General features: G+C 43.7%; 18 protein-coding genes. 15 read left to right on the plus strand and 3 right to left on the minus strand.

The window, feature by feature from the left end:
- The first annotated feature begins 108 nt into the window (after positions 1-108).
- From WH96_RS06260 to WH96_RS06275, 4 genes are all read left to right on the plus strand, one after another.
- Positions 109-567 (plus strand): hypothetical protein, encoded by a 459-nt coding sequence (locus WH96_RS06260; RefSeq protein WP_156176716.1) that lies wholly within the window; start codon positions 109-111, stop codon positions 565-567.
- Complete coding sequence (locus tag WH96_RS06265; protein ID WP_047763212.1) at positions 554-952, plus strand: helix-turn-helix domain-containing protein; 399 nt, start codon at positions 554-556, stop codon at positions 950-952. Before WH96_RS06260 ends, WH96_RS06265 begins: the two co-directional genes overlap by 14 nt.
- Positions 953-959: 7 nt before the next feature.
- Positions 960-1,751 carry a hypothetical protein gene (locus tag WH96_RS06270; protein WP_047763213.1) on the plus strand — a complete coding sequence of 264 codons (792 nt, stop codon included), beginning with the start codon at positions 960-962 and terminating at the stop codon, positions 1,749-1,751.
- Between the two features lie 204 nt (positions 1,752-1,955).
- Positions 1,956-2,138: a hypothetical protein gene (locus tag WH96_RS06275; protein ID WP_047763214.1), complete on the plus strand. Its 183-nt coding sequence runs from the start codon at positions 1,956-1,958 to the stop codon at positions 2,136-2,138.
- Between the two features lie 49 nt (positions 2,139-2,187).
- On the opposite strand, the gene WH96_RS06280 is transcribed toward WH96_RS06275, so the two are convergent.
- From WH96_RS06280 to WH96_RS06295, 3 genes are all read right to left on the minus strand, one after another.
- Positions 2,188-2,580, minus strand: a complete 393-nt coding sequence (locus tag WH96_RS06280) for a GFA family protein (RefSeq protein WP_047763215.1) — start codon at positions 2,578-2,580, stop codon at positions 2,188-2,190.
- A gap of 1,058 nt (positions 2,581-3,638) precedes the next feature.
- Positions 3,639-4,214 carry a hypothetical protein gene (locus tag WH96_RS06290; protein WP_047763217.1) on the minus strand — a complete coding sequence of 192 codons (576 nt, stop codon included), beginning with the start codon at positions 4,212-4,214 and terminating at the stop codon, positions 3,639-3,641.
- 36 nt (positions 4,215-4,250) lie between these two features.
- Entirely contained in the window at positions 4,251-4,913 is a 663-nt protein-coding gene (locus WH96_RS06295; protein WP_156176717.1) for a hypothetical protein, read from the minus strand.
- Between the two features lie 307 nt (positions 4,914-5,220).
- On the opposite strand from WH96_RS06295, the gene WH96_RS06300 reads away from it, so the two are divergent.
- The 11 genes from WH96_RS06300 (at position 5,221) to WH96_RS06340 (ending at position 14,309) form a co-directional block, all read left to right on the plus strand.
- Positions 5,221-6,390 (plus strand): MATE family efflux transporter, encoded by a 1,170-nt coding sequence (locus WH96_RS06300; RefSeq protein ID WP_047763219.1) that lies wholly within the window; start codon positions 5,221-5,223, stop codon positions 6,388-6,390.
- On the plus strand, positions 6,391-6,705 hold the full coding sequence (locus WH96_RS21925; protein ID WP_156176718.1) for a hypothetical protein: 315 nt from the start codon (positions 6,391-6,393) through the stop codon (positions 6,703-6,705).
- Between the two features lie 105 nt (positions 6,706-6,810).
- Positions 6,811-7,119, plus strand: a complete 309-nt coding sequence (locus WH96_RS21930) for a hypothetical protein (RefSeq protein WP_156176719.1) — start codon at positions 6,811-6,813, stop codon at positions 7,117-7,119.
- 204 nt (positions 7,120-7,323) lie between these two features.
- Complete coding sequence (locus WH96_RS06305) at positions 7,324-9,003, plus strand: portal protein (RefSeq protein WP_047763220.1); 1,680 nt, start codon at positions 7,324-7,326, stop codon at positions 9,001-9,003.
- Between the two features lie 2 nt (positions 9,004-9,005).
- Positions 9,006-9,287 (plus strand): Bbp19 family protein, encoded by a 282-nt coding sequence (locus WH96_RS06310; protein WP_047763221.1) that lies wholly within the window; start codon positions 9,006-9,008, stop codon positions 9,285-9,287.
- Positions 9,280-10,113: a hypothetical protein gene (locus WH96_RS06315; protein ID WP_047763222.1), complete on the plus strand. Its 834-nt coding sequence runs from the start codon at positions 9,280-9,282 to the stop codon at positions 10,111-10,113. The genes WH96_RS06310 and WH96_RS06315 overlap by 8 nt, the downstream gene beginning before the upstream one ends.
- 2 nt (positions 10,114-10,115) lie before the next feature.
- On the plus strand, positions 10,116-11,135 hold the full coding sequence (locus tag WH96_RS06320; RefSeq protein ID WP_047763223.1) for a major capsid protein: 1,020 nt from the start codon (positions 10,116-10,118) through the stop codon (positions 11,133-11,135).
- 56 nt (positions 11,136-11,191) lie between these two features.
- Positions 11,192-11,614 (plus strand): Bbp16 family capsid cement protein, encoded by a 423-nt coding sequence (locus WH96_RS06325; RefSeq protein ID WP_047763224.1) that lies wholly within the window; start codon positions 11,192-11,194, stop codon positions 11,612-11,614.
- A complete protein-coding gene (locus WH96_RS06330) occupies positions 11,614-11,865 on the plus strand; it encodes a hypothetical protein (RefSeq protein WP_047763225.1) in 252 nt (83 codons plus the stop codon). The genes WH96_RS06325 and WH96_RS06330 overlap by 1 nt, the downstream gene beginning before the upstream one ends.
- 102 nt (positions 11,866-11,967) lie before the next feature.
- Complete coding sequence (locus WH96_RS06335) at positions 11,968-12,546, plus strand: hypothetical protein (protein ID WP_047763226.1); 579 nt, start codon at positions 11,968-11,970, stop codon at positions 12,544-12,546.
- Positions 12,546-14,309, plus strand: a complete 1,764-nt coding sequence (locus WH96_RS06340) for a hypothetical protein (RefSeq protein WP_047763227.1) — start codon at positions 12,546-12,548, stop codon at positions 14,307-14,309. Before WH96_RS06335 ends, WH96_RS06340 begins: the two co-directional genes overlap by 1 nt.
- Positions 14,310-14,311: the final 2 nt, after the last annotated feature.

A 14,311-nucleotide genomic window follows, 5' to 3' on the forward strand; every position in this document is an offset into this window, starting at 1 on the left:
TGATTGTGTTGATTGAAAATATTTTCTAACGTTGATTGTATAGGTGTATGTGAAAAATATTCTTGAATAATTTACGAATTGTTGACATATATGGCAACACAATGCAATTTGAAGATACTAAAAGATAGATTTTATGAGTGGGAGGTTTTAACAGATGAGAATGCATGTCCCTGCCGTAAACTATTTCTCATTAATGAATTTGAAGATTGGTATCATAGAGAACTTACAACTTTGAAAAAAGATCGAGGCATTATATCTCCTAAGTATCAAGTCATTGCTTTCTTTGACGAATTTGTAGGAAACATAAATGCTAAGTTTGTCAGTGATTTCCAAAATCTCAACCCTCAAGGCGATGATGTGTATGAAATGAGAATAACGGATGTAAGGATATTTGGGTGGTTTCTTATTCCAGGTGTTTTCATTGCTGTTTCTGGAGTTTTAAAAAGGGAAGCAAAAGGCAAAAGTCTTAAACCTTATCTTAAGAAAGTTATTAAGGTGAGGGAGGGGCTAAAATTACATCAACCAGATAGTGTTCGTTCAAAGGTAGGTATCCATGAACTCTTATAAATATAAGATTGACCCAAGAGATGGAGCTTATATCAAATCACTGAATAAGGTTCATTTTGAATGGGCAAATATTATTGAAGATTTCAAATCTCAGGGCGTAACTATTTCAGACTTAGCAAAAAAGCTTGGTGTTAATAAGTCTGTTCTTTCGCGCAGATTTAAGGGTGAAAGCAATGTCACTCTCAAGTCGCTTTCGGATATAGCTTGGCTATCGGGAAAGGATTTGGAGATTAAATATACTGATCGATCCAGTCAGAGCAATAGGGTTGGAACGAAGTATATTAATGAACAGAATACTAAATCTAATTCTGTTGAATTAGATAATAGGGACGTAAGATTCGCCAAGTCGAACCAATCTAACTATTCGACTGTTTCTTTTGATTGAGTAAAAAATGACTAGTTTTGCTACGTGTAAATTTTTTGATGATTGTCGGACGGAAGTCAATGGGAAGAAGACATACATTGGTGGTTATGGAAATGATTTAATAGCTGGCAGTCTTCCAATAAAGTTGAATACATTATGGGTACAGCTTAGCTATGGTTCGAGTGTTGATGCTCCAGAACTCCCAGTAAGAGTAAATATTTCCATACCAGGCAAAACTGATAAGATCAGCTTGGATCTCCCTGTTAGTGAAATGCCAGAAATACCTAAAGATGTAGATGTTAAAGCATTTCGAGTAAGTTTTGATTTTCCTATTTTTGACGTAGTTTTAAGTGAACAAGGGCGGATTGTTGTCGAAGTCGAAACCGAAAATCAAAATGTAGTACGTGCAGGTGTACTTAAAATTACATCAAACTCTTCACCTGATGCTAATAGCATACACCTTCCTCACATGGATATACCTGAATTAATTGAAGCTTTTTCACGAATTCAGGAAATTAAATCTGATAGTACAAGTCATTATAAGAACATTACTTCAAAGATATTCGATGAATTTTTGTGCCAAATCCCAAAACTACCAAGTTCTATAAATAAAGAAATTAGACTACAAGTAGGGGAGAATCGGATTTTGGTTTTCTTTGAAAAGCAATTCAAAGAAATACCTTCTGTTCACGTAACATCTTTAAGTGATGATATTAAATTTCGAGTGACAGAAATTTATAAGTACGGCTTTTCTTTAGATATTGAATATCTGAGCTCAGTTCAAGATCATCCTAGGTTTTTATTTAAATACGAAACATAAAAATCTCACCCCCATTGCATTTCATAACGATTGCAGATATTATTTCCCACGGATCATTCCGTCAGCCTCATGTTTTCACACATGGGGCTTTTTTTGTGGGAGAAATATGCAGTTAGCCGAAACGGTTATCTTTATATGAACCTTTTACATTATGCTGACGACTAAGGGTATAAATCTTTGTGCAATTTATAGTCGGAGGGCAGAATGGGGTTCGTTATTTTTCTTGTAGGTCTTGTTGGTGTCGTATTTGGGATGTGGGGGATATACACGGATGCTGGCCGGGCTCGGTTTGATGAAATGGATGGCCTCTACCCTATGTTTAGTGCTCTGCTGGGCGGAATCCTGGTCCTTGTTTCCATCATCGTGATTTATTATCGCAGTCGTTAAAGTTTGAGGGATAAAATTGTTTGTGAGACATAAATACACATTTTAACGCCTACATCTTTTCAAGGTGATCCGGTATACGTGCCCAAATCGGTGCTTGAGAGGTAAATACTTTTTTTGTTGGTTTGAACAGGTTAGGGGCATCAAGGGAGCCAGCGGCGACAGAGATCAAACCAAATTCTGTTTGTCCCCATAAATTTGATCCGCAAGTACCGCAGAAATGGCGGTGTACTTTGCGATTTTCCTTTGATGTTTTTGTATGCACTGTCGGGGTTCCAGAGGTAAGTTGAAAGTCCGTTTCCTTTACCATGTATCCGGCGTAACCATCTGTCCCTGATATTGCTAAACAGTCCTGGCAAAAACACAATAATTGTAAAACAGCAGGGCCTGTTATTTTATATCTGATTTCTTTACAAAAACATCCTCCTTCTATGATCTCTGTCATGTTTATAACTCCTATACTGCTTAATTTATTTTCTTTTATTGTAACAGGTTAAACCTGTTTGTGGTGGGATTAGATATTTTTGTGAATATGGAATGCGAAAATATTTTAAAATTGATCAAAGCTTCTCGCTAGAAAGAACAGGCAAGGTAACGCAGCATATACGGTGATAATCAAAAGCCAGAATTGGGTGAGTTGATAGTAAATATCTGGTTGGTTGATAAAGAGAAAGTAGCAAACTCCACCTGCATATAGGATTGTTATTATTGTACTGATTGTTGGGGAGATACGCTCACTGACCCAAACGGACAGACAAAGATGCGGAAAGAGTATAAGTAAAAACAGGTCTAACAGCCTTTGCTTGAAAATCATTCGACTGTTCCAGATATTCGTGAGTTATTAATCTGCATTGACGCTTCATTTAATTGGATCTAGTTGTGTTTTGGAGAATAGTGATCAGGCGCGTATATTAAGTCAATATACGATGGCGTGATCATTTCTCAAAAAGTGATTGTAAAATTTCCTAATTTCATTAGGTTTATTGTGACTGATTGATTGTACCGAGCGCCGCAAACCTTTTGAGGGGCGCGGCGTTTTGGTGTTTGGTGTTTAGTGCTTAAGTTAATATTCATGACAAACTGTGGTTTAGCTTAAAAACGGCAACCAGATTATCCATGAACAAAACTAAGAAAAAGGGGTGGCCAAAGTGAGCGCTTTCTGCGTTATCTTTAGTGATAATCAGCTGCGCATATTTCCCAACGCATAGCCTATGCTAGAGCAGACGAGTAGTAAAATTATCGTCGTTATTCCATAAGTGCCGCCAATAAAACTGATACTAAACCAGCTTAATAACAGAGCAATAGTTGTACCGATAAGTGCGCCCAATAAACTATTTTTCATAGGAATATACCGTGAATATGTGTCCTTATGGTTGTGTTTATTTTGAATGGATTTTTACTCGCCGTCAATATTTTGCTGTGAAAAAGTTGTGACTTTAAGGAATGTTATTTCTAATTAATTTTTGCTTTTTGACTTTGTTGCCATCTGTACCTCTAGCTGATTTAAAGGATGTCCCGATATTCGTTATACAACCCAAGAGGTTCAAACATGCATTTTAGGGGATCATGTTCGGATATAGGGCGAAAGCGTGAACTTTTGGTTTGAAGAGCTTTTTGGTCTTCTGCTTGCAAAGGAATACCTTGGGCCATTTTGTTGAAGGCTATGTGATGCCCTGATGTCATGAGGTTATCCCAAGTGTCTTTGGTGTTACAGGCACACATTTTGGATTGTTCTACTGGTTTTAGATTAATAAGCCTATTTACCGCCTTCCTCATGAAGCTTTTTTGTTTTTGGGTGATCTGAGGATGCTCAATGTATTGGTTGAATTCATTAACGATACTATCTTTTGTCAAGTTGGTATCTGCCTGCTTCATGCATGCCATATAGCCAATTGACTTGCCAGGTTGATCGAACAATCCTGTGACTTGCTTTAGCTCGTTTAAAATTTCTGGCGGGTATTTTGTGAACTCGCCATTTCTCATTTGACGTTCAAGTTCCTTAGCATCAACTGATTGCGCATAAGATGCATTGGTTATTAACAAGCTAGAGATGAAAAATATCGAGGCAAGAAAGCGCATGAGTTAATCCTGTCAGGTGCAGTGAATTGGTAGGGATTAATACAATCTAAAACGAGTTTTCAGTTCACTATATAATCCCATAGGTACAAGAGTACATTTTACTGATTTGGGTATTTTTCCAGAAGGCTTTGTTGCAACCAGGGTGTATGCGAGATCAAGTATTTCTTCCGAAGTTGTATCAATCCCCAATGCGAGTTTGTTAAAAGTCTCTTTCTGATTATCAGGGAAGTCTTTCCAGGTGTAATCGGCCATGCAAGTGGCAGTTTTGGAAGACTCTTCGGGTGTCATGTTGAGAATGCGATCTTTCAGTTTTTCAAAAAATACAATATGTGAATGAGGGGCGCCGGGTTTTGATTTTAAGTCATCAAATAGCTTGGCGACTTTTTGCCGTTCTGCTGGGTCTGTGATGTCCTGATAATTATAGCGATAGATGACGGCTTTGCCGGGGATATCGACCAACTTTCTATCCAACGCAAGAGTATCAAGTGTTTTTTGATCGTAGTGTTTAAACTCACCGGATGTCAGCGCGTGCTTCAGTTCGAAGATGTTGGTTATGCTCTTTGCCATATGAAGAGGATGATGGTGCGAATAGTTATCGTCAGATTTTGTCTGTGTTGCGGCTTTGTCCTGGTTAGCATTGGAGGTCGTTTGACATCCTACCAAAACCATAAGGAAAGCCAACGAAAGAATTATGCGCATTTTTAAGATCTAACCATATGAGAAAATGATAAGTAAGGTTCAATTTCTCGTAACGGTAGAATGTTAATACTTTTGGTTCAAATGATTTTTACCTGTGCTGGTATTGAGGTCATAAAAAACCATCTTTGGAATAAACGGCATAGTTCCGAGTGTTTATTTCTATGATACTTTTTGTTTCGCTTATTTAACAGGTAATATCCCTATGGGAAAATACGCCTTGTATTGAGAAAGCTCCACTGATGTGGGGCTTTTTTTGTGTAGGGAAAGGAGTTGGCAATTTATAAATTAATGACCTATGGAGATTTAAATGGGGTATGGCTCAGACCGTCCCGGTGGGACTAATGAACAAGAACGTGATGTCGTCGGTGGAAATGGCCCGAGCGATAATCCAGGGGGAGGGGGGTGGAGGCACTCTGATCCATGGAATGATCCTGCGCCTGGTAAAGAGCGGTCACAATCACCTGAAGCACATCGTTCTAATGTAAGAGATTGGCAAAATGCGATGGCAGGGCAAAGAGCTTCTGCTCTTGCTCGACAGAGGAAAGTTCGTCGAAAATCTACTTTGGATCCACAGTACCCAGGAGTTGCGAATTTTGGCGCGGGGATTCCTGTAGAAGAAGAAGGTTCTGGTGCACATCCAAAGCATGAACGCAAGTGGGGAGGGAGACAAACGTCCTCAGGTCGTGCTGCTCAGAATATGGATAGAAGAGGATATCATGATTATTTGGGATCTGTTTCACACAAGGCTTATCAACAGAGACTTTCTGATTATATGAATGAAGGCAATACGACTAGTGAGAATATTGGTAATTTTATCGGCAGTGCTTTTGGCTTTAATGAAGTGAAACCGAGTTTTTCTCCTCGAAATCTGAGTACTAAGGCTAGTTGGGGATTCAACCCTTTTTCTGGTATTCCCGGTGCTGCGATCGGTTTGGGGTTAACAATGGCTAATCCAGCACTTGGAATTGGTTATGAACTTTTACGCGGAAGTACGGGGAAAAGACCCGTTGGGAGTGCTCTGTCTAGTGTTGCTAAATTTGGTAGCATGGTTAGTCCGCTATCAAGAGTGGCTCAGGGTCTAGGTTTCGGTAGCATGTTAAACGGTGTCGCTGATGAATTTGGATGGGGTATAGATGATATCCTTGGAACACGAAAAGATGGATGGTCAGGTTTTAATGTCGGACCTGATGTAACGTCACCGGATTTTAAAAAAGCAAAAGAATCTTTGAAGAGCACTTCCCATAGATCTGATGCGATTCAACGAGGATATAGGGGGAAACAAAATTCTTCCTTGCAGCGCGATGGCGGAAGAAGTGATTTCACTGACGTGTTTAACAGGCGACCCGAACACATTCTCTATCCCTATATAGAAGACGATTCAAATTCATCTGTAATACCTGTAAAATCCAGAGTACGCAGGGCGCCAAAACTATCAACACTAAAAGCCAGACGTGCAAATTTTGGGAGGGTTAGATAAATGGGATTAGCTAGTTTTTCATCTAGTAATTATGAACCCACGAAAGACAGAGATGCTGGATTTTTACGGAACAGTCTTTCGTCTAACAGGGAAAATAATAGCTCCTCAAGATCTTCTGGCGTTTCACTCGGAAGTTTTCAGGCTCTTGGAGGCTATAGTGGATGGCGTTCGCCTGAGCAGGTTTTATATCCCAGTGTTAATGACCCTAAGCCTCTATTGTCACCCTATATCAGTTTAACTCCGTCGCCTGTTCGTCGGGTTCGTGGCTTGGCGACGTTAAATTTATTACAGCCTGAATATAATCGTGTTCGTTAAGGGAAAGTGAATAGTAAGGCTGTTCGTTTTTGAAGCTGGAATTGTAACTGCGTAGAGCTTTTGAAAGCGGCTGATTTATAAAGTAAATGTAAGAGGTAATCATAAATGAGTATCGTTACAAAATATGGTGAGAGCTTCAGAGAAGACAGACGACCAAATTCTGGAAGTTTGGTGCGTGTGTCAAATAGAGAAGGGCAAGGGTCTTCTTCTAAGTCTTTAGTGAGAGCTAACATAGAAAGACCGCAAGGCTTGTATGGAAAATGGCGTTCGCCCGAAGAGGTTTTGTACCCCAGTGTGAATAATCCAAAACCTTTATTGTCACCCTATAGCAGCTTAAACCCATCGCCCGTGCGGCGTATTCATGGCTTGGCGACTTTAAATCTATATCGCCCTGAATATAATAAAATCAGGTAACAAATATTCTTCGTTATACTTTGTTTGTACTTAGAGATAACGGTATATTCGTTCTTGGATAAATAGGTCCTCTGGCAGACATAGTCTATTTGCGGATTGGTCGCTTTATAGAGATAAAATCATAACTGGGAAGTCTTGAACCCCTCGTATTTGGTACGAGGGGTTTTGTTATGTCAGGACCCAATATAGTGAACTGGAGATCTTATGGAGCTTGCTGAGAAGGTAATTAATCGTCAGGCCGCGTTGGCAAACGAACGATCCAAGTTTGACAAGATCTGGATGGAAACGGCTGAACGTCTTGACCCTTTTGGATCTATTCTTGAGGGCAAACGGGGTGACATGTCAAAGATGTTCAGCTCTCGGCCTTTGCAGGATTTGGCACGTTTTTCTGCAGCAATCGAAAGCTTGCTTATACCACGAGGATCAATCTGGCATGGGTTGGAGCCTGTTGATGATGATTTGCGGGAAAGCGATGAAATTCAGGCTTGGGCAGAACAGCGTACAAAAAAGCTTTTTTCAGTTCGCTATATGGCTAAATCCGGCTTTGTTTCAAATACGCAGCGCATGTTTCGATCATTGGGTTGTTACGGCAACCAAGTGTTGATGACAGAAGAGGTCCTATCCAGAGGGCCGGGTGGCGAAGATTTGCCACCAATCCGTTATCGCATGATTCCGATTATTGAATGCTTTCTGGCGACAACGGCATGGGGGCAAGTGGATACCTTTTACCGGGTTTATAAGCTTACCTTACGACAGATTATAGATGAATTCGGTCTGGAATCTCTGCCAGAGTTTTTGACGATAAGATTAGACAAACCAGATTTACTGGAAGAAAAATTTGAAATTATCCATGCCATAGACACGACCTTGAATGGAGATACGCAAACGGCTCTTCCCTGGCCGTCTGTTCATGTCCTTAAAGGGCATCATCATGTGTTGCGGCAATCCGGTTATTATGAATTCCCAATTCATGCGTCATCGTTTGTTGAAAGTGACGGTGAAGCCTATGGTTGGGGGCCGGGTATGATGGCGTTGCCGGATATTAAGCAGCTTAATGTCATGAACAAAACAACGATTGCGGCAGCAGAACAGGCGGTGTCACCGGCCTTCGCAACTGTGCAAAAGCTCAAACGTCGTCTTAACCTTAGTGCCAATGCGATTAATCCGGACCTTGTAACAGATGACGGGCGTTTGAAAATTCAGCCTATTGTGACTGGGGCACGGCCAGATATCGGCGAACAACTGATTGCTAAAAAGCAGCAGGATATCAGTGCCAATTTCTATGGTGATCTTTGGCAGATATTGGTGAACAAGCCTGATATGACAGCTTATGAAGCTGCTTTGCGGGCGCAGGAAAAGAACGAATTGATCGGCCCACCATTTGCCAAGCAGGAAGAAATGTTGGCGTCTATGGTGATGCGTGAAAATGCGATCCTTGAACGTCAGTCGGAAGACGGGATTATAGATCTTCCGCCACGACCAGATGTGTTAACAGATAAAAGCCTGACCCTGAAATTTACCAGTCCGATGGCAAAGTTACGTCGTGCGGCAGAAGATGTGGGTATTCAACGGACGCTGGAAACAGCGGCACAACAGGCACAGTTTGACCCAACAATCATGGATAATTTTGATCACGACCGTATTATTAGAGCGCGTGCCGATATTAATGGTATGCCTGCGGATCTGATGCGTCCTGTGGAGGAGGTACAGGCAAGCCGACAGGCCAAAATTGAGGCCGAGCAACAGCAGCTAATGGCAGCGCAGCAAGCTCAGGATGTTGATACGGCGGGGAAAGCCTTGCCTATTATGGAAGCACTTGGGGCTGCCGGAATTGATCCGGGAGGTAATACTGACCCGAACCTGATAGCTGAAGGTGAGGCTTGATCATGCTCAAAGTCTGGCCCTTTTCGCTTAAAAAACAACATGAACTTGTCGAGGCCTATAGCCGGCTTTTTGCATCATCTGATGGTCAGATGGTTTTGGCAGATATCCTTGATCAGGCGCAGGCTTTTGAAACAACGCCCCCGGATGGACCGTCAGTATTCAATGACGGAAAACGCGCTGTCGCTTTTGATATTTTACGGAAAGCTTCTGTCAGCTCTGACTTGAGAGCAGAGTTGGCAAAGGCGGCGTATTTACAACAAGAGGAAGATACACAGTATGAGTGATGATCCCGGTTCAAGCGGTCACGAGTTTTCGGGGATTGAAAGCTCCGGTTATTCGCAGCCTTCTCCAAACCAACCCGCATCGCAAGATAGCGGGTCTTTTTATGTAAAAAATACAGGTGATGATCGGGGGAGGCACACAGCGCCAATCGAGCAATCTGAACCTTTCGTAAACGAGAGGCTGCACGAAGGTGATGATCTTTCAAATGGTCAGGAAGTGGCAAATGATCAGGCAGACGATCAAGCGACTGGGCAGGACGGTTATATCAAACTGCCGTCAGAGGGCGCCAGTGAAGAAGAGGTCGATGCTTTTTATGCGGCGTTGGGTGTGCCAGAAACGCCGGATGGTTATGAGTTACAGGTTCCAGAAGAACTGAGTTCTCAGCATAGTGATGAAGATTGGAAAGCTTACACGGGTGCTATTAGTGAACTCTCGCATGCGTTGGGTCTTTCACCGGAACAGGCACAGGCGCTAGCCGATATGGATTTGCAGGCCAAGACACAATCCATGGAAAACATGGAGCGTGAACAAGAACAGTATTTAAGCCAACAAATTGAGGAAACCACACAAACGCTAAGCGATGAGTGGGGATCCAAAATGGATGTGAATGTCAGAACCGCTAATCGTGCCTTGAAGGCATTGGGTGGTTCTGAACTTGAGGGGGTGTTGTCTGAAGCCGGGGTCTTAAATGACCCCGTTGTCATTCGCGCCTTTCATAAAGCTGGCCTCTCCCTGGTAGAGGACAGCAGCCCCGGCGGTGCCGGTGCAACCAGACGCAACAAATCTGCTGCGGAAATTCTCTACCCATCATCTACTAAGGAAGGCTGATTATGGCTACACTTGGAAATACCTTTGTCGATCTTATCGATATTTATAAACAAACTGACCCGAATGGTTCCACGGCAACTATTATTGAGCTTCTGAAACAGCAAAATCCTATTCTGGATGATGCGATTGCGATGGAATGTAACAAGGGATCTGAACACCTACACACTATTCGTACTGGCTTGCCATCTGTTTCCTGGGGGGCATTGTATCAGGGCATTACGCAATCTAAAGCCAAGCAACAGCAGGTAACGGATACAACAGGTTATCTGGAAGCACTGGCAACGATTGATGAGCGTGTCCTGAGTTTGTCAAAAAATGAAGCAGGTGTGCGCCTTAACGAGGCCATGGCGTTCATGGAATCAATGAATCAGGAAGCTGCTTCGGGTCTGTTTTATCATGACACGGCATCAACCCCTGAAAAGTTCAAAGGGCTTTCTTCCCGGTTCAATACGATTGGTGGCGGTGGTGCCGGTGAACAGGTGATCGACGCTGGTGGTACGGGGTCGGATAATACATCTATTTGGTTCGTAACCTGGGGCGATCGTCACTGTCATCTGCTTTATCCGCAAGGCACTAAAGCTGGCTTGCAACGTGATGATATGGGCCGCCAACGCGTTTTGGATGAAAACAATAATCCATATTACGTGAAGGAAGAAAAGTTCACATGGCATCTTGGTCTGGCGGTGAAGGATTGGCGTTATGTATCCCGTGTTGCCAACATTGATGTATCCCAGATGCAGGCCGGTAATGTGAAGCTTTATGATTTCATGCGTAAAGCCTATTACAAACTGCAAAGCCGTATCCGACGTGGCGATGCCGCAGGTGGTCGTCAGGTTATTTACTGTAACCGTGATGTACTTGAAGCTCTGGACGCACTGGCCACCAATGCCGGGGCCGGGGACAACTTTGTTCGCCTAAAAGACAGTGAACTGGAAGGTCAGGAAGTGCTGACCTATCGCGGTATTCCAATTCGTGAAACCGATGCGTTGCTCAATACCGAAGCACGCGTTCTGTCTGCTTAACCCTTATCAAATTTAGGGACCAAATTTAAAGGCCGAATTTAGAGAGAGATTTTAATATGATTCATAGTAAGCAACTCACCTTCTCTGATCAGCAGGCAATTACCAGTACTGCTGCGTCGACCAATATCCTTGATCTTGGTACAACTGGAACAGTTGTTGGTGCATCTGTAGCGCTGCCAAGTAATCCCGGTGATGGCACTGCGGTACCATTGAATGTTCAGGTGACAGAAGATTTCAATAATCTGACCTCATTGAAAATTGCGATTGAAGTGGATAACACAACGAGCTTTTCTTCGCCGCGAGAAGTTCTTTCCCAATCTATTGTCCGGGCTGATCTTGTGGCTGGGAAACAGACATCGTTCCACATTTTGCCCAAAGGTCTGGATGAACGTTATATGCGTCTACGCTATACGGTGTCGGGTTCAAATCCGACCAATGGCAAAATTTCTGCGGGAATTGTGGCCGGAGTTCAGAGTTAATGGCACTGCGGGCCAAATCAGCAAAAGGAGCTTTAGCAAAGGGGCCGCGTGGTTCATCCAAAGCTGTGTCTGCTGAGAATGTTTCTGGTGGAGGAATTTCCGATGCTAACAGTACTGTACCGAAAGCTGAATCGCTGAACGTACGCGCTATTGCTTTGGGCTATTACGGCGCTCAGCTCAGAGAAGAAGGGGATACCTTTGACTTGAGAGAGGCCGAACACTTTTCATCCAGTTGGATGGAAAGAGTTTAAGGTTATCAAAGATTGAGTTTCTTTGATGTTTGAGAAAGCGGGAGATCGGGAAACGGGTCTTCCGCTTTTGTATTATTCCACAACTAGAGGTCAGGAAAACAGATGAGCAGCAAGGTTGAAATCTGTCGGGATGCTTTGCAAATCCTGGGTGATAAATCCATTGTTAGCCTGGAAGACAGCAGCAAAGAAGCACGTCAGTGCAAGATTGCCTATCCCAGAGCGGTAGAGACCGTCTTGCGTGCCTATCCCTGGTCATGCGCGATCCGTCGGGTCAAGTTGGCTGTATCTGCGGAAGCGTCTGCCTTTGGCGAATGGAAACGATACCGCCGCCCGGTTGATGATATTCAGGTTTTGCCAATAACAACGACAGGTGAAGCCAATGGCTTACCTGTGACCTATCAATTGGAGGGACGGTATATCCTGTGTCATCAGGATGCGCCGCTTTATTATCGTTATATCAGTAGCGAAGTAGAACCTTCGGATATGCCACCGGACTTGCGTCGTGTTGTGGCGGCTCAACTGGCCGTGAGATTGGCAGAGGTTCTAACTGGATCTCAAACCAAACTGAATATGGCACTTGGTCTTTACAGGAATGATCTGGCACTGGCCAAAGCAAGCGACATGATGGAAGACGGTGTGAGTAATATTGTTCCGTCGTCTTGGGTGGAGGCGCGAAACTGATGCCACCAAGAACCCTTCAGGCCAGCTTTGTTCGCGGTGAGATTACGCCCCGATTGCACGGACGGGAAGATACCCAGCTTTACCAGACAGGCTTGGCCCTGTGTGAAAACTGGATTGTCCTGCCCCATGGCGGTATGACGCGTCGTCCGGGAACACGCTTTGTCGCAAAGGCGAAACACGCGGATAAACAATGCCGTCTTATTTCGTTCGAATATTCGACAGAAGACGCCTACATTCTGGAAATTGGCGATCTTTACATGCGGTTTTACCGTGATTTCGGGCAAATCGAAAAAGATGATGCCCCTTATGAAATTACCACGCCGTACAAGGAAGAAGAGTTGTTCGATCTGGTTTTTACCCAGACCGAAAACAGCCTGTGGATCGTGCACAAGGATCATCCACCCAAAGAATTGAAACGCAACGATCATGCTGATTGGGCATTGGCGGATATTGTCTTTACGTCAAAGCCAGCAGAATGGAAGGCGGGGAATTACCCCAGGCGTTGTTCTTTCTATCAGCAACGATCCATCTTTGCTTCACCACCGGATCAGCCGCAAACGATCTGGACGTCGAAAACATCCAACGAGAAAAATTTTGCTTTAGGTACCAATGCCGATGATGCGTTCAAGGCTACAATCAAGGCTGGACAGGTCAACCATATTCAATGGATGGTCGAAGGGCGTGCTTTGATGATGGGGACATCCGGAGCAACCAGAACCCTGAGTGGATCTTCTGCCAATGAAGCCTTGACCGTGACGTCGGTTATCAATCGCCGTCATACAACGGAAGGGTCAGCAGCTATTCCACCAATCCAGAAGGGAGAGGTCGCACTGTTTTTGAGCCGGAACAGAAAACGATTACATGAGTTTGTGTTCTCGTTTGAGCGTGACAGCTTTATTGCGCCTGACCAAACCTTTTTATCCCAGCATATAACTGGAACCGGGATCAAGGATATGGACATGGTCAACGACCCTGATTCCATTATCTGGATGGTACGGGACGATGGTCAACTGGTCGGAGTGACCTATGAAAAATCACAGGAAGTTGTTGCGTTTCACCGTCATAAACTGGGTGGAACAACCGATGACCATGATTGGGGCGAAGTTGAAACCGTGGCGGTGACCTATGAGGCAAAGCGGGAAGTTCTATGGTTGTCGGTTAAACGTAAAGTCAACGGAGAAATCGTGCGCCATATCGAGTTTATGGAAGCCGGGTTTGACGATGGCCTGGATAAAAAAGATGCCTTTTTTGTAGATTGCGGCGGAACCTATGAGGGGGAAGCGGCAAACACGATTAACGGCTTTGATCATCTGGTCGGTGAAGAGGTGGATATTCTGCACGATGGCAAGGTATCTCCGAGATCAACGGTGGCAAATGATGGCAAGGTATCGCTTAAAAATAACCGTACAGGTTTAAAGATTACGACCGGGTTGCCTTACCAGTCGGTCGTACAGCCCTTGTCCCCGATTGTTGCTTTGCAAAATGGGACAGGCAGAGGCAAGAAAAAGCGTGTTGTTTCCATGGGCGTTGATGTCATGAACACAGGAACAATCGAAGCCGGAGATAGTCTGGAAGACACTCAAACACATATCTTCCGAGATGGATCGACACCCTTTGGTCAATCTCCAGACCTCTATACCGGGTACTTGGAAATTGATCCGGAAAACGGCTTTAGCGACAAGGCACAAATTTTTATCAGAGCAAGGCAACCACTACCGGCAACAATTCGATCACTGATCACAGAAGTACAGTCAGAGGGGTAACA

Source organism: Kiloniella spongiae, assembly GCF_001026905.1.
Lineage (GTDB): Bacteria > Pseudomonadota > Alphaproteobacteria > Kiloniellales > Kiloniellaceae > Kiloniella > Kiloniella spongiae.

Bases quoted from the DNA above. Each gene is read 5' to 3' on its own strand.
- WH96_RS06310 (WP_047763221.1), top strand. From the start codon at position 9,006: ATGCTCAAAGTCTGGCCCTTTTCGCTTAAAAAACAACATGAACTTGTC.
- WH96_RS06335 (WP_047763226.1), top strand. From the start codon at position 11,968: ATGAGCAGCAAGGTTGAAATCTGTCGGGATGCTTTGCAAATCCTGGGT.
- WH96_RS06315 (WP_047763222.1), top strand. From the start codon at position 9,280: ATGAGTGATGATCCCGGTTCAAGCGGTCACGAGTTTTCGGGGATTGAA.
- WH96_RS06330 (WP_047763225.1), top strand. From the start codon at position 11,614: ATGGCACTGCGGGCCAAATCAGCAAAAGGAGCTTTAGCAAAGGGGCCG.
- WH96_RS06305 (WP_047763220.1), top strand. From the start codon at position 7,324: ATGGAGCTTGCTGAGAAGGTAATTAATCGTCAGGCCGCGTTGGCAAAC.
- WH96_RS06320 (WP_047763223.1), top strand. From the start codon at position 10,116: ATGGCTACACTTGGAAATACCTTTGTCGATCTTATCGATATTTATAAA.
- WH96_RS06280 (WP_047763215.1), bottom strand. From the start codon at position 2,580: ATGACAGAGATCATAGAAGGAGGATGTTTTTGTAAAGAAATCAGATAT.
- WH96_RS06300 (WP_047763219.1), top strand. From the start codon at position 5,221: ATGGGGTATGGCTCAGACCGTCCCGGTGGGACTAATGAACAAGAACGT.
- WH96_RS06275 (WP_047763214.1), top strand. From the start codon at position 1,956: ATGGGGTTCGTTATTTTTCTTGTAGGTCTTGTTGGTGTCGTATTTGGG.
- WH96_RS06290 (WP_047763217.1), bottom strand. From the start codon at position 4,214: ATGCGCTTTCTTGCCTCGATATTTTTCATCTCTAGCTTGTTAATAACC.
- WH96_RS06270 (WP_047763213.1), top strand. From the start codon at position 960: ATGACTAGTTTTGCTACGTGTAAATTTTTTGATGATTGTCGGACGGAA.
- WH96_RS06295 (WP_156176717.1), bottom strand. From the start codon at position 4,913: ATGCGCATAATTCTTTCGTTGGCTTTCCTTATGGTTTTGGTAGGATGT.
- WH96_RS06265 (WP_047763212.1), top strand. From the start codon at position 554: ATGAACTCTTATAAATATAAGATTGACCCAAGAGATGGAGCTTATATC.
- WH96_RS06340 (WP_047763227.1), top strand. From the start codon at position 12,546: ATGCCACCAAGAACCCTTCAGGCCAGCTTTGTTCGCGGTGAGATTACG.
- WH96_RS06325 (WP_047763224.1), top strand. From the start codon at position 11,192: ATGATTCATAGTAAGCAACTCACCTTCTCTGATCAGCAGGCAATTACC.
- WH96_RS21930 (WP_156176719.1), top strand. From the start codon at position 6,811: ATGAGTATCGTTACAAAATATGGTGAGAGCTTCAGAGAAGACAGACGA.
- WH96_RS21925 (WP_156176718.1), top strand. From the start codon at position 6,391: ATGGGATTAGCTAGTTTTTCATCTAGTAATTATGAACCCACGAAAGAC.